This window comes from Shimia sp. SK013 (genome assembly GCF_001292625.1).
GTDB lineage: Bacteria > Pseudomonadota > Alphaproteobacteria > Rhodobacterales > Rhodobacteraceae > Shimia.
In genome coordinates this window covers 845,051-869,751 of record NZ_LAJH01000009.1, presented here as the reverse complement: position 1 = coordinate 869,751, position 24,701 = coordinate 845,051, and the positions used below count along the sequence as shown (strand labels likewise).

Here is a 24,701-nt window from a genome sequence, read left to right as displayed (position 1 = left end):
CGTGTAATAGGTGAAGGACGACCCATGACTGTTTCTGTTTTTCTACGCGGTGCGGCGGCTTTGGCGCTGGGCGTTTCTTTGGCGGGGCCAGTGATGGCCGGTGAGAAAGAGGACTCGTGCAAGCTACAAGGTGAGGTCATGGGTGCGGTGCAGCAGGCACGGCTGGACAAGGTCAAGCAAGACGAAGCGGTCGAGACCGTTATGGGAGCCAATCCGGATTGGCCGGAAGGTTTGGCCGAGGCCATGCCACAGGTGGTGGATTTTGTTTACAGCCAGAAAAAGCGCGACCTGAAAAAGGTCGATCTTGGCGAAACAGCCGAGGCGCAATGCCTTGAAAGCTGGGACCGCATTCAGGCCATTCAAAAGGGCTGATCGCGGGGCGGTTATCCACAAGTTTCTGATATGAGGCGCGGCCGGGTTCTATGGACTTTGGCCGCGTCGGCACTTTATGATGACTGCTATGAGCTTGCCTCCCGGATTTCTTGACGAACTGCGCAGCCGCACCAGCCTGACACAGGTGGTGGGGCGCAAGGTGATGTGGGATCAGCGCAAGTCCAATCAGGGCAAGGGCGACATGTGGGCGCCGTGTCCGTTTCACCACGAAAAAACCGCGTCATTTCATGTAGATGACCGCAAAGGATTTTATTACTGCTTTGGCTGTCACGCCAAGGGTGATGCGATCGGGTTTGTGCAGGAAACCGAGAACGTCGGGTTTATGGAAGCGATCCGTATTCTGGCGGATGAGGCCGGGATGCCGATGCCCGAACGTGACCCGCAAGCGCAACAAAAGGCCGACAAACGCACGCAGTTGGCCGAGGTCATGGAGATTGCGGTTCAGCACTATCGCCTGATGTTGAACACCGGGGCAGGCGGCGCGGCGCGGGATTATCTCGATCGACGCAAGCTGACGCAACAGACGCGGGACCGGTTTGAGATCGGTTTTGCGCCGGACGGCTGGCAAGGCCTTTGGGATCACCTGACGGGCAAAGGCGTGGAACCGGAGCTGATCATCGGCGCAGGGTTGGGCAAACCGTCCAGCAAGGGTGGCAAGCCGTATGATGTTTTTCGCAATCGCATTATGTTTCCGATCCGCGACGCGCGCGGACGCTGCGTGGCCTTTGGGGGCCGGGCGATGGATCCCAATGACAACGCGAAATACCTGAACTCGCCGGAAACCGAATTGTTTGACAAGGGGCGCAACCTTTATCACCACGGACCCGCGCGCGAAGCGGCGGGCAAGGGCCAGCCGTTGGTCGTGGCAGAAGGCTACATGGATGTGATTGCCTTGGCCGAAGCCGGTTTTGGCGCATCGGTTGCGCCGCTGGGCACGGCGGTGACGGACAACCAGTTGCAGCTTTTGTGGCGCATTTCCGATGAGCCGATCATTGCGCTTGATGGCGACAAGGCGGGTATTCGCGCGGCGATGCGGGTTGTTGACCTTGCCTTGCCGCTGCTGGAGGCAGGGAAATCGCTGCGCTTTGCGGTTATGCCTGAAGGGCAAGACCCTGATGATCTTATTCGCGCGAAAGGCCCAAGTGCGGTGCAGAAAGTCCTGGATCAGGCCGTACCGATGGTGAGCCTGCTGTGGCGGCGCGAGATCGAAGGCAAGGTGTTTGACAGTCCCGAGCGCAAAGCCGCGCTGGACAAGACGCTGCGCGAAAAGATCAAGCTGATCAAAGATCCGTCGATCCGGCAACATTATGGTGATGCCATTAAAGACCTGCGCTGGCAGTTGTTTCGCGGGCAGCGCAACAACAGCGGTGGCGGTGGGCGCACGTTCAAGCGTGATGGCGGTCGCTGGAAAACCGGACCGATTGTGCAGGAGCACACCAAAGCGTCGATGCTTGCAGGTGGGCAGGGCGCAGTGGAGCACCGCGTGCGAGAGGCGGTTGTTTTGGCAGTGGCCCTAGTCACGCCGGAGGTGCTGGATGATTTTGATTACGCCATAGAAACGATGGATTGCCTGAGCGATGACACTGCGCGGATACGTGACGTTTTGATGCGCAATGCCAACTCTCCTGACCCAAGGGCGGCTGTTGAAGCCGCTTTGGGGCATGAGGCAGTTGAAAACCTGCTGCGCCAACCCTATGTGGCCATCACCCCCGCGGTGCGAAATCCCGGAGATATGGAGCTTGCGCGTTTGACGCTGACCGAAGAGTTGGCGAAGCTTAAGACCGAACGGGGGCTGACTGCGGAAATCGCGGAAGCCGAAGAAGACCTTCAAGGCGTGGCTGATGAGGCTGTGACCTGGCGGTTGGGGCAGGCCGCGGAAGCCAGAAATAACGCGTTGCTCAGCCGTCAGGAGGACAACGCGGACTACGCCGTAGGGGACAATGGCGCCTCGATAGACAAGGATGAACGCGCAGCACTTGATGCACTGAGAGACACGATTGATTTCACCAGAGGCGGTCGGCCGCGACGCAATTAGGACGCACTGTTGAGAAACACGTAAGCGACTCAGTGTTATCGGGGTTGCGAATCACCTCACACCAAGGTTGATTCGGTTCAAACGAATCATCTAGCCCGAACTCGTAGGAGTACTACATGGCCGCCAAGGACACCGACGACCAGAAGCCCGCCGATCAGGACGCCGAACATTCGCTCGATATGAGCCAGACCGCCGTCAAGAAGATGATCGCCGAGGCCCGGGAGAAGGGCTATATCACTTACGATCAGCTGAACCAGGTTCTGCCGCCCGATCAAGTGAGTTCTGAGCAAATCGAGGACGTGATGTCGATGCTGTCCGAAATGGGCATCAACATCATTGAAGACGAAGAAGAAGAAGAAGAAGCCAAATCGACAGCGGTTGTGGACGCGTCATCTGCGAACCGTGGTGTGGCTTTGTCTGCGGGCGGTTCCGAGAAGCTCGACCGCACGGACGACCCTGTCCGGATGTATCTGCGCGAGATGGGCAGCGTTGAGCTGTTGAGCCGCGAGGGCGAGATCGCGATTGCGAAACGCATCGAAGCTGGCCGCAATACAATGATCGCCGGTCTGTGTGAAAGCCCGCTGACCTTTCAGGCGATCACAATCTGGCGTGACGAACTTCTCTCCGAAGACATTCTTCTGCGCGACGTGATCGATCTTGAGACCACGTTCGGCGACCAGATGGGTGAAGAAGAGGAAGTGCAGACGCCGGTTGTAGAAGCGGCCAATGAGACTTCGGCTCCGAAAAAAGAAGAAGCCCAGGAACTCGACGCGGACGGCAACCCGATTGCCAAAGACGACGACGATGACGAAGACGAGCAGGCCAACATGTCGTTGGCTGCAATGGAAGCTGCGCTTAAACCGCGGGTTCTGGAAACCCTCGACATCATTGCCCGCGACTTTGCCTTGCTTAGCGAAATGCAGGACGCGCGGATTTCCGCCACGCTGAACGAGGACGACAGTTTCTCGGACAAGGCTGAAGCGAAGTACCAGAAGCTGCGGTCTGAGATTGTCGAGTTGGTCAACGAACTGCACCTGCACAACAATCGTATCGAAGCGTTGATTGACCAGCTTTATGGCATCAACCGCCGCGTGATGCAGATTGACAGCGCGATGGTGAAGCTTGCGGACCAAGCCCGCATTAACCGCCGCGAGTTCATCGAAGCGTATCGCGGTCGCGAACTTGACCCGACTTGGCTTGAAGACATGAGCCAGAAGGCCGGTCGTGGCTGGCAGATGTTCATGGAACGCTCGGTCGAGAAAGTCGAAGAGCTGCGCGCGGACATGGCGCAAGTTGGTCAGTATGTTGGTCTGGACATCCCTGAATTCCGCCGCATCGTGCAGCAGGTTCAGAAGGGCGAAAAAGAAGCCCGTCAGGCCAAGAAAGAGATGGTCGAAGCCAACCTGCGCCTCGTGATCTCGATCGCCAAAAAATACACCAACCGTGGCCTGCAATTCCTTGATCTCATTCAAGAGGGCAACATTGGCCTTATGAAGGCGGTGGACAAATTTGAATACCGTCGCGGCTACAAATTCTCGACCTATGCGACATGGTGGATCCGTCAGGCGATCACCCGCTCGATTGCAGACCAAGCCCGTACCATCCGTATTCCGGTGCACATGATCGAAACGATCAACAAGCTGGTGCGGACCGGCCGTCAGATGCTGCATGAAATTGGCCGCGAACCGACCCCGGAAGAGCTGGCTGAAAAGCTGCAGATGCCGCTGGAGAAAGTCCGCAAGGTGATGAAAATCGCCAAGGAGCCGATCTCGCTCGAGACGCCGATCGGCGACGAGGAAGACAGCCAGTTGGGCGATTTCATCGAGGACAAGAATGCCGTGCTGCCGCTGGACAGCGCCATTCAGGAAAACCTCAAGGAAACCACGACTCGCGTTCTGGCGTCGCTTACACCACGCGAAGAGCGTGTGCTGCGGATGCGTTTTGGCATCGGCATGAACACAGACCACACGCTCGAAGAGGTTGGACAGCAGTTCAGCGTAACGCGTGAACGTATTCGTCAGATCGAAGCGAAGGCGCTGCGCAAGCTCAAACATCCAAGCCGGAGCCGCAAGCTGCGGTCGTTCTTGGATCAGTAAGACTGTCGAAAGTTACATCAAGGCACGCGCAGGAAATGGCGCGTGCCTTTTTTGTTGTCTGCGGCAAATCACTCGCAATTTGGCTTCTTTACAGGCTAGGGTTTGCATCCTAACTTCTGCGACGTAAATTGAGGGAAACAACATGACATTTCAAAAACTTACGCCTTTCGTACTTGGATGTGTTCTGAGCCTTGGACTGGTTGTCAGCAGTGCAGACGTCGCCAATGCGCACATGGTGAGAGCATCTTCGCCGGGTACCGTGGTTGATGCGCTTAACGAGGAAGGTTTTGACGCTCAGATGGACACATCTTCGAGCGGCCGTACCAGAATCAGATCGTCTTATGGCGAGGTAAATTTCACAATTTGGTTTTATGGTTGTGACGGAGACAAGGAAAATTGCACCTCTCTGAACTTCAGTGCCGGGTTCGATCTTTCCGACGGGTCGTCCTATTCTGAAATGAATGACTGGAATCGCCGGAAACTGGTTGGGCGCGGTTATCTGGACAGCGAAGAAGACCCGTTCCTGGATCTCTATGTGGCCATTGATCAGGGCGTGTCCCATGAACATTTCTCGGACGTATTGTACGACTGGACCAGCGCGCTGGACGAATTCAGCGACTTCATCGACTACTGATAAACGTTATAGTTTCGGCTTCTTGTGCTGAAAAGGACGGGCGCTGATGTGATCAGCGCCCGTTTTTTGTGGGCCCGAGACGCGCGGCAGGCCGCATCCCGACGCAAGTCACGGAAATCTGACCGAGCTTTCATGGCGCTTTGTCATCTGCGCGTTTAGTTTGAGTGTATTCACGATTTTGTGGGCGCGTCATCCATTTGGACGCAGACCTCGTAAGTATGATTAGGAGGAATTAAATGACTGCTCAAAAACTTATTGCTTTTGTCGTGGCCGCCACGGTGGCAACACCTGCGCTGGCTCAAAAGTCTCAATACAGAAATCCGGTGGCCGATGCAGGTTCCGGCAGCTTTGCTGTCGTTAACAAGTGGGCCTCACGCGATGATGACATTTGGTGCGCCGCCGCCCGTGCCGCGCGCGAGCGTGGTGCAGCCTGGAAGGATCGGCTTTATGTTACGGGAGTGACCAGCGCGGCTCAGTCTCAATATGGCTCCGAAACCATCACCTTTACCTTGCGCCCGACGCAAGAGCTGCTTGCGCAAGGGTCAACCGGTCGCAGCAGCGTGCGGGGAGTCGGCAACAGCCTGACACTTAATTCGGCGAACCGGCGGTGTCAGCGGGAATTGGATTTCTTCTGATCAACAAATGATCCGGGCAAAGCCCGGCAACGGAGTATACAATATGAACAAGAGTATTTTTACATTTGCCGCGGTGGCCTTGTTGACGCTGCCGGCCGCTGCCCAACAACGGACAGACCAACCCATTCCGGTGGTCGATGCAGGGCCAGGTAGCATTGCCGTGATCAACAAATGGTCGTCACGTGACGATGATCTGTGGTGTGCCGCCGCAAAAGGCGCCTTGTCGCGCGGTGCAGGCTGGAAGGATAGATTGTATGTTGTGGGCGTGTCTGGGGCACCAGAAACCATCACTTTTACTTTCCGTCCAACGCAGGAACAGCTTGCGCAGCCACGGACCGGTCGCAGCAGCGTGCGCGGTGTGGGAAACAGTTTGACTCTTTCGTCCGCAAATCGTCGTTGCACACGCGAGCCAGACTTCTTGTAGTTTATCAGCAAGGATTTGGGGTCATCCAAACAGGGTTGTTCAACGTAATCACCCCAAAGAGGAGAGCGTTATGAAGACAGTTCTGGTTGCGTTCGCAGCGGTTGTCGCGGGCAGTTTGCCTGCGACGGCCAACACCAATGCCCTCAAAAATCCAGTGAATGCCTTGCCCGAAGCAGGCAGCTTTGAGGTGGTGAACAAATGGTCACCTAAGGCGGACTATTTTTGGTGTTCCGCCGCTCGTGAAGCGCTCAAAAGAGGCGCGAGCCATAGAGATCGGCTGTATGTAAGCGCTGCCATGGGGCCAAGCAGAACCGAGGCCGGAGAGCGGGCGGTCGCTTTCACATACCGGCCAGATCCGGCCCTTGTCTCCCGTGCTCTTTCCAGCACGGATTTGGCCCAAATCGGCAGCAATATGTCGGTGAGTCAAGGCAAACGGCGATGTATAAAAGAGATTGACGGCTAGTCAGTGTAAAGAAGCGGTTGAAGAATTCAATCACCGCAATAAGCTGCGTCAATGCACACTGTTTTTGACTTAACGACACGCGGGGCGGGGCTTTATGAATTCACCGCAGACATTGCACGCTGGTTGGCGCTGTCTCGCGTACAAGACGGCGTTTTAACGCTGTTTGTGCAGCACACCAGTTGCAGCCTTCTGATACAGGAAAACGCTGATCCTGATGTGCAACGTGATCTGCAGGCGTTCTTTCACCGCCTGGTGCCGCCCACGACCGATCCGGCAATGTCATATCTGAAGCACACCTATGAAGGTCCAGATGATATGCCCGCGCATATCAAGGCGGCGATGATGCCTGTGAGCCTAAGCGTGCCTGTTCACGCGGGACGCATGATGTTAGGCACATGGCAGGGAATTTACCTTTTTGAACATAGAAACGCACCGCACGTGCGGCATGTGGTTGCCGCGTTGACGGGGGGGCTGGGAGACGAGAATGAGCTTGTTTAAACGTCTGTTCGGGGGAGGCGGTGAGGCGCCGTCACCCAAGGCTGAAAGTCAAGAATATGCGGGCTTCACCATTACGCCGACGCCTATTGCCGAGGGCGGGCAGTTTCGCGTGTCGGCGCGTATCGAAGCGTTGATCGACGGCGAGGAAAAACGTCACGAATTGATCCGCGCCGATGTGATCCGCGATTTAGATGAAGCCACGGACATGTCCGTGCGCAAAGCCAAGCAATTGATCGACCAGATGGGCAACGCGTTGTTTTGATAGTCTGACAAAGTCGGTTGCATGGAAAAAGGGACCTCTTGTCAAATGTCAGGACCGGTCCGCAGGTCCAAATGTCCAATGACACAAAAGAAAACGCCGTCATATCGCAAATATGACGGCGTTTTTTCATGAATTGAAGGCGGGGAAGCGCCTTTGAATTCTATATAGGTGCGGCGCGCAAATTTGTAACAGGGGAATGGCCAAGAATTTTTCCCCCTAGTCAAAAATGCGGCTTATCTTGAGGTGCGCGATTGTCACTACACAAAGAATTGTAGCTGCCCTATAGTAGCTGTGGATAACTGGGGGCAAACCCCAACACAGGCGGTAAACTAAGAGCAGACGAACGAAGGGAAGGCCCATGCGCTGTCCGTTTTGCGGAAATATTGATACACAGGTGAAAGACTCCCGTCCGGCGGAGGATCATGTTTCGATCAGACGCCGCAGGTTTTGCCCGGCGTGCGGTGGGCGGTTTACCACCTATGAACGTGTGCAGCTGCGCGATCTGGTTGTTGTCAAATCAAACGGCCGGCGCGAAGATTTTGACCGTGACAAGCTGGAGCGGTCAATTCGGATTTCCATGCAGAAACGGCCCGTGGAGCCAGAGCGCATTGACCAGATGATCAGTGGCATCGTGCGACGGCTGGAAAGTATGGGCGAAACCGACATTCACAGCCATACGATCGGCGAGATCGTCATGGAAGCGCTCGCGCGGATCGACACCGTGTCTTATGTCCGGTTCGCTAGCGTCTATAAAAACTTTCAGGCGGCCGACGATTTTGATAAATTTGTCTCAGAGTTGCGTCCGAACACAACACCTGAGGAGTGAACTTGTCCGACAATCGGTACATGGCGCTTGCGCTGTCCTTGGGGCGGCGCGGGCAAGGCCAATGCTGGCCAAACCCCGCAGTGGGCTGTGTCATCGTGAAGGATGGTCGCGTCGTGGGCCGAGGATGGACCCAGCCCGGCGGACGGCCACACGCGGAACCGGTAGCCCTTGCGCAAGCCGGTGAGGCCGCACGCGGCGCGACAGCCTATGTGACGTTGGAGCCTTGCGCCCATCACGGCCAGACGCCTCCCTGTGCAGACGCGTTGATTGCCGCAAAAGTGGCGCGGGTGGTCGTGGCCGTTGAGGACAGTGACGCACGGGTTTCAGGGCGCGGCTTGACGATGCTGCGCGACGCGGGGATCGCGGTTGAGACCGGCGTTTTGGCAGACGAAGCCGCCCGCGATTTACAGGGATTTTTCCTGAAAACAGATTTGGGGCGTCCTTTCCTGACGCTAAAGCTTGCCAGTACTCTGGATGGCCGCATTGCCACCGCCACAGGCGAAAGCCGGTGGATTACGGGCGCGCCTGCGCGGCGTGAAGTGCATGCGATGCGTATGCGTCATGACGCGGTCATGGTGGGCGGCGGCACAGCGCGCGTTGATGACCCGTCCTTGACCGTGCGCGACATGGGCGTGCACCGTCAGCCCGTGCGCGTGGTTGTGTCTCGGCGGTTGGATCTGCCTTTGATGAGCACACTGGCGCGCACCGCCAAGGATGTGCCGCTTTGGATTGCGCATGGCGCAGATGCCGACCCGACCCTGCAAAAGACGTGGCAGGATTTGGGGGCGGAGCTATTGTCCTGTGATCTGGAGCGCGCGCAGCTTTCTCCAGCCTCGGTATTGACGGCTTTGGCTGCCAAGGGGCTAACGCGCGTGTTCTGTGAAGGCGGTGGCTCGCTGGCGGCGTCATTGCTCGCAGCGGATTTGGTGGATGAGCTGATCACGTTTAACGCGGGTATGGTGATGGGCGCCGAAGGCCACCCTGCAATCGGCGCGATGGGGATTGAACGGTTGGCCGAAGCGCCGCGATTTGATCTTGTGTCGCAAAGGCCTGTGGGACAAGACGTGATGTCGGTGTGGCATCGGATGGAGCCGCACTAAACGCTGTCGCTCAGCGTCGCCAGATCCAGCTGTAACTGGCCAATGCGCCCTGTAGCTTTGAGAGGGTCCGGTTGGACCAGCCGGGATGCGGGATGTCTCCTGTTGCAAGGCGATCCACACTAACTTCAACGGGGCAGGGCAGGCCGGTCACCGGATCAAAGTAGCGCGGATAATCAATCAATGTGGCGTGCACCAAGCCTTGCAGGCTTGGTCTGGCTTGTCGGCGGGGCGGCACTGCGCCGCGATCATCCGTCAGGCCCCAGCCAGCGTAAAACGGTGCGCCATATGTGGTGACAGACTTGCCGCGCAACAACGCCTCAAATCCGGTGAGCGACGTCATGGTCCAGACCGCGTCAACTTGTTCAAGAAGGGCGGCCATATCCACGTCGGACAGCACCAGGTCGGCGGCGCTGGTCGCGTCGCGAGGGATGGCACCATTTCTCAGACCGGCTGCAATGTCAGGGTGCGGTTTATAGAGGATCACGGCGTCGGGATTGGCGGCGCGGGTGGCCGCTAAGAGATCACCGTTGGTGCGCACATCCGTGGTGCCGGTAAGAATAGACGCGTCGTCTTCGACTTGTCCGGGCACAAGAATGCGGTGACCCTTTGGCAAGGCGGGCATGTCGCCCCCCAGATTGTATTTGCTAATGCCAAGCCTGCGCAGAGCAGCCATGAGAGTGTCCGCGCGCAAGGTCTGATCGGTGCGCAGGTCGGTGCGATGCGTGATCAAACGCTCCAGCCGGCTTTCTTGCGTCGGGTCGTAATAGATCCCGAGATTGTCACAGACCAACGACAGCGGCGGCACAAGTTCTGCGCCAAGCCCACGCGAGCGCAGAAAGCCGTCTTCGACGCGCGTCGCGCCGTCTGGGCCCGCCTTGCTGGCCCAGACCATCGCGGGGCGGTCGTCGCGGGTACGGTCAAATATCAGAGGTTTATGCGCGCCAAAGAAACCCTGCAAAGGTTTGCGTTTCCAAAGACGCATGCTGTGGGCGGTCCAGCCGTGACGGTCTTCCCGCCAAGTGCGGGTTTGTGCGGCGAGTTGTTCGAGTGCGTCTTCCAACTCGCAAAGCTGATCACGGCAGGGATCATACCAGGTGGGATATAAGATCATGGCGGCGGCAAAAAGCTGCGTGCGGGTCAATTGCCGCTGACGACGCGGCACGGGGTATTCATCGGACGTCAGACCCCAACCGGCATAGAAAGGCTGCCCAAAGACGCGCGGTTTGTGGCCGGCATAAATCGCTTCAAACCCGAGTTGAGAGGAAAACGTATAAACGCCCACCGCACCTTCGAACAAATGCCATGGGCTGATGGGCTCGCAGTAGAGTGAAACGCGCGCGGTTTCGTCATCTGGCCCAAAGTAGCCTTGGCGTGTGCCATGTTGGGTTTCGGGGTGGGTCTTGATCAGAACGCGGCATCCGGGATGCTCTTCCTGCGCCATGATCAGCATTTCGCGAAAGCGGCTTTGCGCGATGTTGTCACCTGGGGCGGAGGCCGTGACAGAGGCGTCGCCAAAGGTCTGGTCAATCACCAAAACATAACCCGGTTCCGGCAGTGGGAGATTAGTCTCCACCGCCGCGTATTTGGTCAAATGTGCTTCTTTGATGCGCGCCGCCGCGCCGCGCGCGCGATTGAGAAGTGCTGTGTCGTCCAGCGGATGTGTGGCCAGTAGTGTTTCCAGATCAGACGGTGTGGCAGGGTCAAAGTGCGGGGCTTTGGTGTCGATCATCAAGCCGATGGGCGGCTCTTTGGCGACGCGACCCGGATGCAGGGAGCGCAGCAGCGCGTCTTCAAAAAACACACGCTCAGCACCGGTGTGCTCAGCGACAGTTGCGCCGCGATGGCTGGTTGGGCTTTGGCCCCAGATGGCGATCAGGTCATCGGCGGAGGGTTTGCCAAAGCGCAGGTCATAGCCTGCCAGCGCAATCATCCGGCGCAGCCGCTTTTGCTGGAAAAAGCCGCCGTTGAATGCAAAAAGCCGCCGGGGAGGGGTGTCGCCGGCGGCTTTGATTTTGGTTTCGTCACTCACGTCAAGGCGGGCCTCTTAGAGGCTGCCAAGCGAGCTGAGCGTGTCAGCCGAAGTGGCCGTGCCGGTGATGGCGGCAATGGTTTTGTTCCACGTGGTGATCGGTGCTTCAGTGACATAAAGCGTGTCGCCGTCGCGGATCACAAAGTCGCGCGCCATGAACATGCCGTTGGGCTTGGTCAGATCGAGCACATAGACCATACGCTGCGCGCCGCTCAGATCGCTGCGTCCCAACACTTGATTGGTCACAGGCTCGGCCTCGTTGCGGAAGACAAAAACGCCGGTGGGGTCGCTGGTGGTGGCCAGCAAACCGCCGACTTGTGCGATTGCCTCGATGGCAGAAAGGTCTTTGGTGAAGAAACTCACCCGGCTTTGGGTGCCGGTCGCGCCAAGTGCGGTAAAGGCGCGGGTGTCTTCTTCGACAAGAATGCGGTCACCACCACGCAGGGCGATGTCGAGTTCGGGGTGCTCATAAAGATCCTGAAACCAGATTTTGCCCGATGTACCGCTGCGCAGCACCGTGATCTGGGCAATTTCCGGCACGATGGTCACACCACCGGCATGGGCCAGCATGGTCGACAACGTGCGGGTGGGACGTTCGATCGGATAGACGCCTTGGGCACCGACGGTGCCGACCAGCGAAACTGTGGCGCCATCGCCAGCAGCGCGGCGCACTTCGACCTGCGGATCAGGTGTCTGTTCTTCGAGCTTGGCGGAAATGATGCGGCGGATGCCTTCGGGCGTGTTGCCAGCTGCGCGGATGCGGCCCGCATAAGGCACAAAGATGAACCCTGCGCCGTCAACTTGCACTTCTTCGAGAATCGCAGCGACCTGACCTTCGGGACCAAGCAGGGGCTTGTCCACGTTTTCCCAAATGGTGAGCGAAAGGATATCGCCGGGACGAATGGTGTCGGATCCAAGCTGTCCGGCGTTCTTGAATTTGTCGTCAAACCCAAGTGCCGGCACCACCGCGGTGGCCCGCGTGACGCGATCATTTACGGCCACAACAAATGCGTCGCCTTCTTTTTGCACAGATCCCGCGTAGATTTCGCGCTTGTTGGGACCGGGACGCGGAATGATAGAGCAGGACGCGATCATTGCTGTAACCGCAAGGACCGCGACGGACTTCGCCCATCGTGTTTCTAAGGATTTCACTGCTCGGTCTCCTCGACCTGTTTTTATTCTGCCTCAGGTTTTGACTGCAACTTAGCGGAATCCAAACCAAAAATCCAGCGCTAGACCTTGTGGGCTCTACTTCACAAGCCGCAACTGTTGCCTTGGTGCCGCTGTTCCCGCGTCAAGGGCTTCGTATGGATCATGGGGGGAGAGCATCATGTCGACAACTTGTCGAAGCAGCTGACGTCGCCCACCCGAGGAGTAAAATCCGCCGGCAACTTGGCTGGTTTCCAGCAAATAGCGGCGAAAGACCTTGTATGCCTGATTGTCTGGACGCCCCGCACCTGCAAAGAAATCCGAAAGAGGCTGGGTGCTGACAAACTCGGGCTGATTGTAGACCGCATCGCCAAACACTTTGAGCGGAATACCGCGCCAAAGCACCTGTTGCGCGGCCGTAGAGTTCACTGTTACAGCCGTGCGCGCGTCGTTCAAAAGCTGCGCCAGCTTGCCGCCGCGCACCCAATGGACGCGACCGGTGACGCCATGTTCACGTGCCAGTTTCTTGATTTCGCGCCGCAGCGGCGCCCGCCCGTCCTCAAGCGGGTGGGCTTTGAACACCAAATGATGGTGCTTGGGTGCGCCTTGCGCGAAGTTTTCGATCACAAGGGCAAGAAAATCGGTCATGCTGTCAAAAGGCGAGTGCTGCTGAAAGCTGCTGTCGTGTTCCAGTTGCAGCAAAGCAAGATGGTACGGAAACCCGCCAAACCGGATTCGCAACGTCGAGATCCGTCGATCGATGGCCAGAAACGGCATCAGGACCAGACGTTTTATATAAAGCTGGAATTCCTGAGCCACGCTGAGCGCGCGGTGTGGGCGAAAGTTGCGATACCGCCGGTTCGCGAACATCACAAAGAAATGGTAGAGCGCGCCGTAAAACACGTGCTGGCGCATGTCGCCCCAATGACCAGGTGGCATTGGCGTTTCAAGATCGGCGCCGTCCAGCGCGTCTTGCATCTGCGGGATCGACATCGACATCAGGCGAGAATGGCCGTTGGATCCGCCACGCTCATAGGTCACCCAGTATGGGCGCAAGTACCCTTCTTCAAAGACGTGGATGCCAAGCCCCATGTCCTTGGCGGCAGCAATCGCTTGGGCGTGTATCGGGCGCACGTCTCCGTAAAGCACAATATCTGTGATGCCTTTGTCAGCGGCCAGTTCGCGGAAATGTGCCTGCCATGCTTCAAGCGTGCCACGGTATGGCAGGAAGGTCGCGCGGTTGGGCCAAAAGACGCTGTCGCCGGCGTTAAAGCCAACGCGCCACACGTCCGCGCCGGAGCGTTGCAGCATCCGGGCGAGCCTGCGGAAAAACGGGCCATGCGGTCCTTGCAGGAACAGAAATACGCGTTTTGTGTCGTGTTCTGAGGTCATTAGGCTGCTGTTATAGATCAATTTGAAAGCATACGTTAGTCATCCGGTGCGGCAAAATTAGGGCATTTCACGCGGTGTGCCGTGATCTGGGGATGGGTTGTGTCCTTGGGGCGGCGCGCGTAGGTCTGTTCGGGACAAAAAAGTTAATCCGAGGAGCCCCTATGTTCACGGGAATCATCACTGACATCGGCGAGATACGTGCGCTGGAGAAACGCGGAGACCTGCGGGCGCGCATTGGCACAGGTTACGACACCGCAGGTATCGATCTGGGTGCGTCGATTGCCAGCGACGGCGTGTGCCTGACAGTCGTGGAGTTGGGCCCTGATTGGTACGACGTCGAAATCAGCGCTGAAACAGTTTCCAAGACCAATCTCGGGAGCTGGGTTGAAGGCAAAGCCGTCAATCTTGAACGCGCGCTCAAGGTGGGAGACGAGTTGGGCGGCCACATCGTGTCCGGTCACGTGGATGGCGTGGCGCAACTGGTTGCGATGCGAGACGAAGGTGACAGCACGCGGTTTACATTCCGTGCGCCTGAGACACTGGCCAAGTTTATCGCCCCCAAGGGGTCTGTGGCGCTGAACGGCACGTCGCTTACGGTGAACGAGGTCGATGGTTGTGACTTTGGCATCAACATCATTCCACACACCAAAGAAGTCACCACATGGGGGCAGGCCAAGGTTGGTGACGGCATCAACCTGGAGATTGATACGCTGGCCCGCTATGTGGCGCGTCTGGCGGAAATGGGCGGCTAGGCTCAGCGACAGCTGAGCCGGGCCCAACATCTGCGGCCCTTCTGAAGGAAGGCCAAAGATGGTGGGAGGATCTCCGCGCAGAGCCGCACAATCGCGCAGAGTCTTTGCGTTTTTGAACAAAATCCCGTCGCGCGCGCACTGGCAATCGTGGCGGGCATGGTCTATCTGAGCGGCAACAGACGGAGACTGCCCATGTCCTTTGAAAATCCTGGCCCCGTTGAGCAAAGCCTGCGCGACGCCATCAGCCCCATTGAAGACATCATTGCCGACGCGCGCGCTGGCAAAATGTATATTCTTGTGGATCACGAAGATCGCGAGAACGAAGGTGACCTGATCATTCCGGCCGAATTTGCCGATGCGGATGCGGTTAACTTTATGGCCCTCTATGGTCGCGGATTGATATGCCTGCCGATGACTGCCGAGCGTATTGACCGTCTCGGATTGCCGATGATGGCGGTGAACAACTCGTCTCGCCATGAAACGGCCTTCACTGTTTCGATTGAAGCGCGGGAAGGCGTCAGCACTGGGATCTCGGCGGGCGATCGTGCGCTGACCATCGCGACTGCGATCAACGAACAAAACACAATGGCCAGTCTTGCCACACCGGGCCATGTCTTTCCGCTGCGTGCCAAACGGGGCGGCGTGTTGGTGCGTGCAGGCCATACCGAAGCCTCTGTCGATATTTCCCGACTGGCGGGCTGCCACCCGAGCGCTGTGATCTGCGAGATCATGAACGAGGACGGTACCATGTCGCGTCTGCCGGAACTGGTGGCGTTTGCCAAAAAGCACGACCTCAAGATCGGCACGATCAGTGACCTGATCACGTATCGATCCCGCAACGACAACGAAGTGGTCGAAACCAAACGCGAAACCGTGGCCTCCGAGTACGGCGGTGATTGGGATATGCGGATTTTCACGGACCAGATTCACGGCGTAGAACATGTGGTGATGATCAAAGGTGACATCACAACAGACGCGCCGGTTTTGGTGCGTACGCACGCCATGCACGAAGCCAGCGACATTTTGGGGTTGGGCCCAAAATCAACCCGCGAATTGCCCGCTGCGATGGAAAAGATCGCGGCCGAGGGCCGGGGCGCGATTTGCCTGTTCCGTGAGCCGCGCCACAGCCTCTATGCCGACGAGGATGAAGGCCCCCGCACGGTCAAGCGCACCGGTTTGGGCGCACAAATTTTGTCCAACCTCGGCGCAACAGAGCTGATTTTGCTGACGGACAGCCCGCAGACAAAGTATCTCGGGTTGGACGCTTACGGGCTTTCTATTGTGGGCACACGCCCGATTTTGTCGGAAGGATAAGTCATGGCCGGTGCCGAAAAACACTACATCATGCCGCGTGCGGAATTTGACAAGCCGGTCAAGCTCGCCATCGTTATGTCGCCTTACTACAAAGACATCGCCGACAATATGCTGGCCGGAGCCGTGGCTGAAATCGAAGCTGCTGGCGGTTCCTATGAGGTTGTTCAAGTTCCCGGTGCGTTGGAAATCCCGACCGCCATTGGTATTGCGGAACGCATGTCCAATTTTGACGGCTACGTTGCGCTTGGCTGCGTCATTCGCGGTGAAACCACGCATTATGAAACCGTCTGCAACGACAGCAGTCGAGCTATCCAGTTGCTTGGTCTTCAAGGACTGTGCATTGGCAACGGAATCCTGACTGTGGAAAACCGCAAACAGGCCGAAGTGCGCGCAGATCCGGCGGACCAGAACAAAGGTGGCGGCGCGGCGGCTGCGGCCTTGCATCTTATTGCGTTGGGCCGTAAGTGGGGCGCTCAGCGAAAAGGAGTCGGGTTTCTGCCGGATTCTGAGGAATACAAGCTCGCTGGTGAACTCAAGGACAATCCAACCGCATGACCCTTTCCGGCAACCAGAAACGCAAAATGAAATCCGCTTCCCGCCTTTATGCGGTGCAGGCGCTGTTTCAGATGGAAGCCTCCAGCCAGACCGTGGAGCAGGTGCGTGTCGAGTTTCTGGATCACCGGTTTGGCGCCGCGGTTGACGATGCTTCTGACATGATCGAGGGCGACCACGATCTGTTTGTAAAAACCCTTGGCGATGCGGTTAACTATCAGGCGCAAATTGATCAGATGACCGACCGCGCGTTGGCGACAGCTTGGCCGATTGATCGCATTGATCCAACTTTGCGTGCCTTGTTCCGCGCCTCAGGCGCCGAATTGGTGCAAAGCACCACGCCGCCCAAAGTGGTGATTTCGGAATATGTGGCCATCGCGACTGCATTCTTTCCCGAAGGCAAAGAACCTAAGTTCGTGAATGCTGTGCTGGATCATATGGCGCGTGAGGCCAGACCCGAAGCGTTCTGAACATGTCGCCGCGCGGCTTTGTCGCGGCGAAGTGATTTTGTTCAGTTTCGATTAGGGCGTAGACTTTCCTGAGGGAAAGGGGGCCGTCGTGCCAAAGCTCATTCGACTTTATATCACTCAAGTCTTGATTGGTTTTGCACTCTCTGCTGGGTTTGTCGCGCTGCTTTTGTGGGCCAATGTGGCCAATCTCGCCCATTTGATTACCAACACATCCGGCGGCTATGTCGCGCTCTTGATGTTGTGGTTTCTCAATGGGATTGTTTTTGCCGGCGTGCAGTTTGGCATCTCGATCATGCGCTTGGCGCGTGATGACGACAGGCCGGGTGGCGGCAATCGCGATGCGCTGTCGGTTGAACTCACAGAGGCTGTGCCGGTGAAAATCACACCAGAGCGCCACGTGCGCCAGCGGGATGTCCACCGCTGACGCAAACCGGTCATTCCATGCCGTGCAGATTTGACAGGAACCCGTGCCAACCCTTGTCGAGTGCCATCACAAGTCCGAATGCGTCCACATTTTTTGGCAGCCCGCTGTGCACCAGCGACAAGCGCGTGCCGCCTGGTGCCTCGTGCAGATGCCATTCCACGGTTGTCATCGCGCCCTCCATCGGACCGACGGTAAATGTCCATTTCATATAGTCGTGCGGCTTGGCCTCTTCGACTTTGCCCCAACACATCTTGTCGCCGTCTTTTTGCGAGCGCAGCATGTAGCCCTCGCCCTCGGTCAAGTCGGCATCAGCAGGGTGAAACCAGTTTCCGAGCAGATCGGCCTTGGTCAGAAAGTCCCACACCCGGGCTTTGGGCGCGGCCAGAAAGACGGATTTGCGAATGGTGGTGTCGAGCGATAGTTCAGTCATTGTGGCGTCCAGTGTCATGTGATTGATCCTTTTCAATGGCAGTTTTCAAAGCGTCGAGGCGGTCGTCCCAGAATTTGTCGAACCAGCTGAGCCAGTCAAAAACCGGTTTCAGCGCGGCCGCGTTGAGGGAATTCACTTTTTCCCGTCCGCGGGGTTTCACGTCGATCAACCCGCCATCAGACAGCATCACCAGATGCTTTTTGACGGCGGCGCGGGTCATGTCGAAGTGCTCTGATACTTCGGCAATGGTCATTGGTTCCTGTCCCAACATGCGCAGGATATCGCGGCGGGTTGGGTCGCCTAGGGCGCGGAACACGGGTTGTAGGTTTGGCGGCATTTTGGGCTCCGGTTACTTGGTTTCGGGGGCAGGGGTGCCGCCGGACAAATGTGCTTTGAGGCTGGCTTCAAAGAAGCTTTCCCAGCCGCGGGTGCAGACATCGAGGCAGGCGAGATTGGCGTTCAGCCCCACATGTTCCAGCGTGATGTCGCACCCGGTTTGTGTTTGGGTGATGCCCCATCGCAAGCGCGTGCCAATCCATTCGGCCGGATCATAATCGTTGATGATCATATGCGCGTCGGTGCACAGCCATGTCAGGGGATTTTCAGCGTCAAAAGCAAAGCTGGCATGGCTGTTGTTGAACCGAACCGTCACGCCAGATGGCGTGCGCTCGGCGCGATTGGTCCACCAGATGTGCATGTCGTCAAATATCGCGGCGCGTGCGGTTGCGACGTCGGTCGGAACCGAAATCGTGGCACAGTAGTTTGCGTCGGTACTCTGGGTTTTGAGCGGCATTCTGATCTCCTGAAGTGATACCATTTGGTATCTTTTATATGATACCTAAAAGTATCATGTCAATGGTAGGCGCTACGCTCTGCGAGTTTGGGATGTCGCTTTTGACGGGCAACGCCCAATTTCGGCGTCCTAGCCTTTTGAAAACATTGGGGGATGTCATGACAACGCGCGGATTTTGTTTTTGCAGGAAAACCACTTGGGAATATGAGGCCGCGAGCACGTGGGAGTGTTATTGCCACTGCGACGACTGCCGACGCAATTGTTCCGCGCCCGTGGTGGCGTGGCTTGGCGTGCCGCTTAGAAACTTTCGCTGGACGGGGCAGGCGCCCAAAACGCTGGAAAGCTCAAAGGGGGTCTATCGCCACTTTTGCTCTGATTGCGGCGCGCCCATGGGATTTGAAGCGGATCACTATGCGGGTGGGATGCATCTCTACGCCGCGTCGTTAGAGGACCCGACCAAGTTCAATCCGACCTTTCATGTGAACTGGAAGGACAAGTTGCCATGGTTGGTGATGGAAGATGATCTGACGAAGTATGACTCAACGCTTCTGCATGCGCCGGAGGATTTGAGTGCGTATGAGTGAAAGTTTCGGCGTGGGTGACACTTTTAAGGGAGCGAAAATTCAATAAGCTCTAACCGAAAGAATGGGCAAGGGAATCGGAGCCGTTGATTGATGGGCAGTATGTGGATTTTGGTGCTGGTTGCGGCCTTTGCAGCTTTGTATGTCTTTCGCAGTAGACAAAAACCGAGTGTTGAGGGCACTGCGAAGTTTGACGTGCCAATTCTTCAAATAGCGAATGAAACCGATGATGACGTGTTGGACATTTTGATTGAACCTCATCTGGAAATCTATGAATTGTCGCCAGGAGAGGTCTGCGATGTCTATTTCCTTCATATGAATGACCAAACCGTCCCGGAACGCACGTTGACAGTTGCCCAAAGGGACGACTGTGTCGTGGTGTATTCTCCGGGTGTGTATGCACCGGAACTGTGGGTGGACGGGCGCAAGCTTGAGAATTTGTGGGCCAAAAAAACACTTTAGGGCTTTGCAAGTTTTCAGGTCACAATGCAAAAGGCACACGTATGGCTACGGTTCCAATATATCAATTCGTAAAAGACAAACTCATGGCTCACGGGGTTGAAAGAACCGTTGATGGCCAGTTGACGTTGAATGATCAGAAGCTGTTTGCTTTGTTTGTCAAACTTGAGCGGGCGGCTCGGGATAACCGTTTTGATCCGGTTCAGTCAGCCGCACTGGATATCGAAAATTACCTGATTTCGATCGGTAAGCGCCAACTAATGGCATTTGTGTATCTGTATCTCAGGTTCTCTGATTTCACGCCAAAGCGCACAAATGCCGATGAATATCTTGAAAGTGGCTGGGTGAGAAAATCCCAAGACTTCCTGAGGCAAGTGTCTGATGAAGAGATGTTGATTGGACTTTGGGCAAAAGTTAAATACGAACAAGAAGGTGAGAAATTTCTTCGTGTCGTTTATTCCGTGAACTGATGACTGACCAAAACACAACCGCGTCATCGTCCCTCTATGCGGACAACGTCTTGAAGTCGCAGCCCAATTAGAAAGAAAAGTGGCGGGCCCGCAAACGCAGCCGTAGGGTTATCTCATTCCCGAGGACCTGTATGTACAGGTGGGCGCCAGGTAATCAGGCCAGGACCAGAACAGAGCCAGCTCCCTCGGAATTGCTTAAGGCCACCGGAATGCAACCGTATTACGAGAAGGGCAGAACCCGCCACTGCTTTATCTATGCGTCCAACCGCCTCAGCGCAAGGGGGCAGTGACACAGTTGGTCTTGTAATTTGTTCATGAATTGTTCACGTTGTCGGTATGAATGACAGTGCTCCTCACACCATGCAACCCGGTCAGCTTTTGGCCCGTGGCGTCAGCCGTCACTTGCGCAGCCATGGCTATGTATCGATCGAAGAATTTGTGCCGGCGCGTGGTTTGCGCGTGGACGTGATGGCGCTTGGCCCCAAAGGAGAGCTTTGGGTGGTGGAATGCAAATCCAGCCGCGCCGATTTCCAGTCAGACAATAAATGGCAGGGCTATCTGGAGTGGTGTGACCGGTATTTTTGGGCGGTGGATACGGAATTTCCGACGGAACTGCTGCCGTATGGCACGGGGTTGATCATGGCGGACGCTTACGATGCGGAAATCATTCGAATGGGACCCGAAGACAAATTGGCGCCCGCGCGGCGCAAGAAGATGATCCAGAAGTTCGCCACAGATGCGGCACGGCGATTGCACCGGTTTCGCGACCCCAAACTGGCGCCAATGCCCGATGAGGAGACCACACGATGATGGTGAAATTTTATTATCCCGACGGCGATTGGTGTTACCGCGGTCTGCAAACAGTGCACGCGGTTTTTCACAAAGACGGCAAGTTGATTGCCCGCGCAGAGCGTGGCGACCGCAACGGGTACTACGAATTTGAAATCACTGGCTTTGAACTCAAAGGTCCCGGTGAAATTTTGACCTGAACGGGTGGTCAGTCAACATACCGCGCAGTGGCGGCGGCAGCGCGAATTTCGTCCGCGATTTCTTCGGCTTCCTCCGGAGAAAAATCCATCGGGATTTCCAGACCATCAGCTTCGATAAAAATCCGCACGAATCCTTGATCGGTCGGGCCGATTTGCATGTTGGCTTCGATGTCGCGTTCGGTGTTGATGCCCATGACGGTTCTCCTGTGCTGGCAAATCGGGTAGCGTGAATGCAAGGTGAAGGCAAGGCACGCGGGGACAGGAGAGTGCAGTGCGTGAGATTGATGAAGTCACTTTGCGCCAATTTGAGGCGCGCGATCTGGATTGGTTGGTGGAAGCACACGCAGAGCTTTATGCCAGAACAGAAGGATTTGATGACAGTTTCGCGGTTTTGGTTTCCGCGATCCTGACGGATTTTGTGGACCACAACGACGCCATTTGGGAACGCGGTTGGGTTGCCGAACGAAACGGGTGGCGATTGGGCAGCATTTTCTGTGTGAAATCCAAGGATCCGTTGCAGGCCAAACTGCGCCTGTTTCTAGTGCAACCAGAGGCGCAGGGGCTTGGGCTTGGTCGGCGTTTGCTTGAGACCTGTATGGGATTTGCACGCGACCGCGGCTATGCGGGTATGCAGCTTTGGACTCATGAAAGTCACGCCGCTGCTTGCGCTCTATATGCGGCCTATGGCTTTGAATTGACCGATGCCCGACCGGTGCGGAATTTCGGTGTCGACCTTGTCGAACAAACTTGGAAAATTTCTTTTTAGGCGCTTGCAATCGTCGACATAGGACGCTAAATCGCCTGAACGTGCCGCCTTAGCTCAGTTGGTTAGAGCACTGGTTTGTGGAACCAGGGGTCCCCCGTTCAAGCCGGGGAGGCGGTACCATTATCCCCCCTCAATCTCAGAATTGCCTGTCCTACGCTTGTGCCATCGCGCATCTGTCGTGCGATGTGGCCTGTGTGCGATTGCCATTGAGCTGACTGTCGGCGTTTGGTCGGCAGCTTTGTTTCCGGTTGGGCGTTTCACAGCAGTATTTTCCGGCACTGTTTCCAGATTTGTGGTTAATAATTGCCTTATTAGCCAAAAAGCTTGCGCAAAGCCTTAAAAACAAGGACATTTGTCGCGTTAACTAATTTTAGCATTACGCATTTCGATCAATGGGGGCTGCCATGTTCCGCCCGGCGACAATTCGAAATACGCGTGCCGGACTATTGGGGGCGTTGTGCCTGTTGCTGGCCATTGGCGGCAACAGCGGTGCTTTTCGTGTCTCTGCCGATGTTGATCCACTGAACGCACCCTACGAGTTGGTGCCGTTCTCTGGCGACTCCACATTGCGTGATTTTACAGCCCAACATTTGAACGATCCGGACCTTTGGCCGACCATTCTGCGGATCAATGATTTGACGTCGGTCGCGGATTTGTCGCCCGGCACGGTTCTGCAGTTGCCGGTGGTGCAGGTGGCTTTGGCGGACGAAGCTTTGGCCATGTCTCTGACGGCAATTCAGAAAGCGACGGCCGAAGGCGCGCGGCTGTTTGCACCGCTACAAATTGGTGATGCGATCTCGGATCGGGACACGGCGGTGACACGGCGCGGCGAGGGCGAATGGCGGCAGGTCGTGGATTATGCGGGGTCCAGCACGGATCACGCAGTAGAGGCGTTTGAAATAGCCGTGGCCCAACGTGACCGTGCGGCGGAAGCGCTGATCACTGACATTCACGGACGTGTGGAAGGCCGGGATCCGGCAGAGGCAGTTTGGTCTAACAGGGCGCTTGATGATGTTCTGGTGGAATTTGAAAGGGTTCGCACGCTGACAAATTCCACAACGCAGGTGACCTTTCGCGACCTCAGCCGGTTGCGTCTCAACCCGAACTCCAATGCCACGATCCAACGGATGCGGTCGGACCCTCTGACCGGCAAGGAGGTCACCAAAGTCAGCCTGCAAAGCGGCGATTTTTACGCTTTGCTCAATCAACTGTCCGATCAGGACAGTTTTGAGATCGACGTGCCGGGCATTCAGACGACCACCGAAAGCGATGATTTCTGGATCAAGAAACAAGACGACAGCGCCCTATTTGTGAACTACGACACCGCCGCATTGGACATTGAAAGTGGTTCGGCAAAGGTGTCTTTGGGGCAGGACGAAGGGGTCGTGATTACCGATGCCGGCGTCACAGCCCGCGCAGAGGTTCTGGAGCGCACGTTGCTGTCGCAGCCAGCCGACAAATCGGAGGTCTTTGGACGCGCTGTCGATCTTAGTTGGCAGGTGTTTCCAGAGGCCAGCGGTTATTGGTTTGAGGTCGCGCGAGATCCTGGCTTCAATCGGATGATCATGACCGAATGGGGCGTTAAGGACACCGGATTTCGGGTCGAGGCATTAACCCCTGGTGTGCATTTTTGGCGTGTCGCGGCATTGGACAAGTTGGGCTTGCCCGGGAAGTGGTCCGAAACCCGCGCCTTTGAGCTGCGCATTGACGAGACACCGCCATTTCTGACCGTGTTGGCCCCGCAAGACGCGACGCTCGTGGAAAATGGCGCAATCGAAGTGCTGGGAGCAGCGGAGGCGGGCGCAGTTCTAACGCTTAACGGCACACCGGTTACGATCTCCAAAGACGGAAGCTTTGTCGTGCAAGCGCCTTTGAAGGTTGGGGAAAACCAATTGGTTCTGGTGGCGTTGGACGCTGCGGGGAACAAGTCTGAAAAACGTAGAAACGTGACTTACGTGCGGCAAGAAGCGGTGCGGATTGATCTGGACGCGGGGCTTGCGCGGCAGGGGGATTTCCTGGTCAGTCGCACGCCGGAGATGACGGTTTTGGCCGCAACTTCGGCGCCGTCAGGGTTGGACGCGCTGCTGCGCGATGCCGTTGGCGCTGAGGTCGGGCGCACGCGCATCGGTACTGGCGGGCGGCTGGCAATGACAGTGCCCGTCGGCCCACAGGTACAAGATTATCGGCTCGAGGTGGTGTCGTTGGCAGGGCGTTTGGTCGGTGACTTGGAATTTTCTGTGCAATTGGACACGCAAGCCCCTGAGATCGTTCTGGACGTGCCACCGCCACGGGCCACGTCTGAGCAAACACTTGATCTGACCGGTGTTTTTGGCGACGCAGTGAGCTTGAAGCTCGATGGCGAAGAGCTTGAGATGTTTGATGATTTCTTTGCCACGCAGATTGCCTTGGCGCCCGGGCGCAACACGTTTGAATTGCGGGCCGAAGACGCCGCAGGAAACGTAGGTGTTCTGGCCATCGAAACGCTTTTGGATCTGGAGCCGCCGGAAATCGCCTCTGCCGAAATGCTGAGACCAAACGGGGATGCGGGGCCGATTGAAATTGTGGTGACGGCAACAGATGAGGGCGGACTGCGTCAGGCGGCGCCTTATTTGGTGGAAGTTGGGGATGCGGAATTTGAGGGATATTTGCGCTGCGACAGCCGCGCGGGTGTCTGCCGTGCAAGTCTGCCGGCTTCGCAAGGTGAGATGAGTTTGATCGAGGTGATTGTGCAGGATTACGCGGGCAATGAGGCTTTCCGATGAGAA

General features: G+C 56.8%; 29 protein-coding genes, 1 tRNA gene and 1 pseudogene. 24 read left to right on the top strand and 7 right to left on the bottom strand.

From position 1 onward, the window contains the following. Positions 1-24: 24 nt before the first annotated feature. The 11 genes from SHIM_RS06855 to ribD all read left to right on the top strand — a co-directional run bounded on the left by SHIM_RS06855 (position 25) and on the right by ribD (position 9,366). Positions 25-372, top strand: coding sequence for a hypothetical protein (locus SHIM_RS06855; protein ID WP_054001809.1), 348 nt, complete (start codon positions 25-27; stop codon positions 370-372). Positions 373-460: 88 nt separating this feature from the next. Then, the gene (dnaG, locus tag SHIM_RS06850) at positions 461-2,428 is read left to right on the top strand and encodes a DNA primase (protein ID WP_054001808.1); all 1,968 of its coding nucleotides are present in this window, start codon (positions 461-463) and stop codon (positions 2,426-2,428) included. Positions 2,429-2,544: 116 nt separating this feature from the next. After that, positions 2,545-4,524, top strand: coding sequence for an RNA polymerase sigma factor RpoD (rpoD, locus tag SHIM_RS06845; RefSeq protein ID WP_054001807.1), 1,980 nt, complete (start codon positions 2,545-2,547; stop codon positions 4,522-4,524). Between the two features lie 142 nt (positions 4,525-4,666). Continuing rightward, positions 4,667-5,158, top strand: coding sequence for a YbjN domain-containing protein (locus tag SHIM_RS06840; RefSeq protein ID WP_054001806.1), 492 nt, complete (start codon positions 4,667-4,669; stop codon positions 5,156-5,158). A gap of 236 nt (positions 5,159-5,394) precedes the next feature. Next, positions 5,395-5,793: a hypothetical protein gene (locus SHIM_RS06835; protein ID WP_054001805.1), complete on the top strand. Its 399-nt coding sequence runs from the start codon at positions 5,395-5,397 to the stop codon at positions 5,791-5,793. Between the two features lie 43 nt (positions 5,794-5,836). Beyond that, positions 5,837-6,217 carry a hypothetical protein gene (locus SHIM_RS06830; RefSeq protein ID WP_152926466.1) on the top strand — a complete coding sequence of 127 codons (381 nt, stop codon included), beginning with the start codon at positions 5,837-5,839 and terminating at the stop codon, positions 6,215-6,217. A gap of 70 nt (positions 6,218-6,287) precedes the next feature. After that, on the top strand, positions 6,288-6,680 hold the full coding sequence (locus SHIM_RS06825; protein ID WP_054001803.1) for a hypothetical protein: 393 nt from the start codon (positions 6,288-6,290) through the stop codon (positions 6,678-6,680). A gap of 51 nt (positions 6,681-6,731) precedes the next feature. Then, positions 6,732-7,178, top strand: a complete 447-nt coding sequence (locus SHIM_RS06820; protein WP_054001802.1) for a secondary thiamine-phosphate synthase enzyme YjbQ — start codon at positions 6,732-6,734, stop codon at positions 7,176-7,178. After that, a complete protein-coding gene (locus SHIM_RS06815) occupies positions 7,165-7,440 on the top strand; it encodes an HlyU family transcriptional regulator (protein WP_054001801.1) in 276 nt (91 codons plus the stop codon). The genes SHIM_RS06820 and SHIM_RS06815 overlap by 14 nt, the downstream gene beginning before the upstream one ends. 358 nt (positions 7,441-7,798) lie before the next feature. After that, positions 7,799-8,266, top strand: a complete 468-nt coding sequence (nrdR, locus tag SHIM_RS06810) for a transcriptional regulator NrdR (protein ID WP_054001800.1) — start codon at positions 7,799-7,801, stop codon at positions 8,264-8,266. Between the two features lie 20 nt (positions 8,267-8,286). Continuing rightward, on the top strand, positions 8,287-9,366 hold the full coding sequence (gene ribD / locus SHIM_RS06805) for a bifunctional diaminohydroxyphosphoribosylaminopyrimidine deaminase/5-amino-6-(5-phosphoribosylamino)uracil reductase RibD (RefSeq protein WP_054002030.1): 1,080 nt from the start codon (positions 8,287-8,289) through the stop codon (positions 9,364-9,366). A 10-nt stretch (positions 9,367-9,376) separates the two neighbouring features. Here the strand turns inward: ribD and SHIM_RS06800 are convergent, their stop codons facing one another. The 3 genes from SHIM_RS06800 to SHIM_RS06790 all read right to left on the bottom strand — a co-directional run bounded on the left by SHIM_RS06800 (position 9,377) and on the right by SHIM_RS06790 (position 13,936). Continuing rightward, complete coding sequence (locus tag SHIM_RS06800; protein ID WP_054001799.1) at positions 9,377-11,395, bottom strand: capsular polysaccharide biosynthesis protein; 2,019 nt, start codon at positions 11,393-11,395, stop codon at positions 9,377-9,379. A 15-nt stretch (positions 11,396-11,410) separates the two neighbouring features. After that, positions 11,411-12,547, bottom strand: coding sequence for a polysaccharide biosynthesis/export family protein (locus SHIM_RS06795; protein ID WP_446740598.1), 1,137 nt, complete (start codon positions 12,545-12,547; stop codon positions 11,411-11,413). 96 nt (positions 12,548-12,643) lie between these two features. Then, entirely contained in the window at positions 12,644-13,936 is a 1,293-nt protein-coding gene (locus SHIM_RS06790; RefSeq protein WP_054001797.1) for a capsule biosynthesis protein, read from the bottom strand. A 161-nt stretch (positions 13,937-14,097) separates the two neighbouring features. Between SHIM_RS06790 and SHIM_RS06785 the strand changes: the two genes are divergently transcribed. The 5 genes from SHIM_RS06785 (at position 14,098) to SHIM_RS06765 (ending at position 17,448) form a co-directional block, all read left to right on the top strand. Then, the gene (locus SHIM_RS06785) at positions 14,098-14,688 is read left to right on the top strand and encodes a riboflavin synthase (protein WP_054001796.1); all 591 of its coding nucleotides are present in this window, start codon (positions 14,098-14,100) and stop codon (positions 14,686-14,688) included. A gap of 192 nt (positions 14,689-14,880) precedes the next feature. After that, the gene (gene ribB, locus SHIM_RS06780) at positions 14,881-16,002 is read left to right on the top strand and encodes a 3,4-dihydroxy-2-butanone-4-phosphate synthase (RefSeq protein WP_054002029.1); all 1,122 of its coding nucleotides are present in this window, start codon (positions 14,881-14,883) and stop codon (positions 16,000-16,002) included. A gap of 3 nt (positions 16,003-16,005) precedes the next feature. Then, a complete protein-coding gene (locus tag SHIM_RS06775; protein ID WP_054001795.1) occupies positions 16,006-16,557 on the top strand; it encodes a 6,7-dimethyl-8-ribityllumazine synthase in 552 nt (183 codons plus the stop codon). Next, complete coding sequence (gene nusB, locus SHIM_RS06770; RefSeq protein WP_054001794.1) at positions 16,554-17,024, top strand: transcription antitermination factor NusB; 471 nt, start codon at positions 16,554-16,556, stop codon at positions 17,022-17,024. Before SHIM_RS06775 ends, nusB begins: the two co-directional genes overlap by 4 nt. Before the next feature lie 88 nt (positions 17,025-17,112). Continuing rightward, positions 17,113-17,448 carry a hypothetical protein gene (locus SHIM_RS06765; protein WP_054001793.1) on the top strand — a complete coding sequence of 112 codons (336 nt, stop codon included), beginning with the start codon at positions 17,113-17,115 and terminating at the stop codon, positions 17,446-17,448. Between the two features lie 10 nt (positions 17,449-17,458). Here the strand turns inward: SHIM_RS06765 and SHIM_RS06760 are convergent, their stop codons facing one another. Genes SHIM_RS06760 through SHIM_RS06750 form a run of 3 tightly spaced genes read right to left on the bottom strand, consistent with a single transcriptional unit; the run spans position 17,459 to position 18,671 of the window. Beyond that, positions 17,459-17,878: an SRPBCC family protein gene (locus tag SHIM_RS06760; protein WP_054002028.1), complete on the bottom strand. Its 420-nt coding sequence runs from the start codon at positions 17,876-17,878 to the stop codon at positions 17,459-17,461. Next, positions 17,871-18,215: an ArsR/SmtB family transcription factor gene (locus SHIM_RS06755; protein WP_054001792.1), complete on the bottom strand. Its 345-nt coding sequence runs from the start codon at positions 18,213-18,215 to the stop codon at positions 17,871-17,873. Before SHIM_RS06755 ends, SHIM_RS06760 begins: the two co-directional genes overlap by 8 nt. 12 nt (positions 18,216-18,227) lie before the next feature. After that, the gene (locus SHIM_RS06750) at positions 18,228-18,671 is read right to left on the bottom strand and encodes a hypothetical protein (protein WP_152926465.1); all 444 of its coding nucleotides are present in this window, start codon (positions 18,669-18,671) and stop codon (positions 18,228-18,230) included. 158 nt (positions 18,672-18,829) lie between these two features. Here SHIM_RS06750 and SHIM_RS19940 point away from each other — a divergent pair, with 158 nt between their 5' ends. The 5 genes from SHIM_RS19940 to SHIM_RS06725 all read left to right on the top strand — a co-directional run bounded on the left by SHIM_RS19940 (position 18,830) and on the right by SHIM_RS06725 (position 21,170). Further along, the gene (locus SHIM_RS19940; protein WP_241488804.1) at positions 18,830-19,255 is read left to right on the top strand and encodes a GFA family protein; all 426 of its coding nucleotides are present in this window, start codon (positions 18,830-18,832) and stop codon (positions 19,253-19,255) included. An 87-nt stretch (positions 19,256-19,342) separates the two neighbouring features. After that, a complete protein-coding gene (locus SHIM_RS06740) occupies positions 19,343-19,714 on the top strand; it encodes a hypothetical protein (RefSeq protein ID WP_152926464.1) in 372 nt (123 codons plus the stop codon). Between the two features lie 41 nt (positions 19,715-19,755). Next, entirely contained in the window at positions 19,756-20,181 is a 426-nt protein-coding gene (locus tag SHIM_RS06735) for a hypothetical protein (protein WP_152926463.1), read from the top strand. Positions 20,182-20,517: 336 nt separating this feature from the next. Continuing rightward, the gene (locus tag SHIM_RS06730; RefSeq protein ID WP_241488803.1) at positions 20,518-20,991 is read left to right on the top strand and encodes an MmcB family DNA repair protein; all 474 of its coding nucleotides are present in this window, start codon (positions 20,518-20,520) and stop codon (positions 20,989-20,991) included. Beyond that, positions 20,988-21,170 carry a hypothetical protein gene (locus tag SHIM_RS06725; RefSeq protein ID WP_054001788.1) on the top strand — a complete coding sequence of 61 codons (183 nt, stop codon included), beginning with the start codon at positions 20,988-20,990 and terminating at the stop codon, positions 21,168-21,170. The genes SHIM_RS06730 and SHIM_RS06725 overlap by 4 nt, the downstream gene beginning before the upstream one ends. Before the next feature lie 8 nt (positions 21,171-21,178). Here SHIM_RS06725 and SHIM_RS06720 read toward each other — a convergent pair whose 3' ends face one another. Beyond that, positions 21,179-21,364: a DUF6324 family protein gene (locus tag SHIM_RS06720; RefSeq protein WP_054001787.1), complete on the bottom strand. Its 186-nt coding sequence runs from the start codon at positions 21,362-21,364 to the stop codon at positions 21,179-21,181. Positions 21,365-21,423: 59 nt separating this feature from the next. Between SHIM_RS06720 and SHIM_RS06715 the strand changes: the two are divergent. The 3 genes and pseudogenes from SHIM_RS06715 to SHIM_RS06705 all read left to right on the top strand — a co-directional run. Then, a pseudogene (locus SHIM_RS06715) lies at positions 21,424-21,936 on the top strand (GNAT family N-acetyltransferase); the annotation flags it as partial. A gap of 43 nt (positions 21,937-21,979) precedes the next feature. Further along, a tRNA-His gene (locus SHIM_RS06710) sits at positions 21,980-22,056 on the top strand. Between the two features lie 284 nt (positions 22,057-22,340). After that, positions 22,341-24,698, top strand: coding sequence for a FecR domain-containing protein (locus SHIM_RS06705; RefSeq protein WP_193749870.1), 2,358 nt, complete (start codon positions 22,341-22,343; stop codon positions 24,696-24,698). The last annotated feature ends 3 nt before the right edge of the window (positions 24,699-24,701 follow it).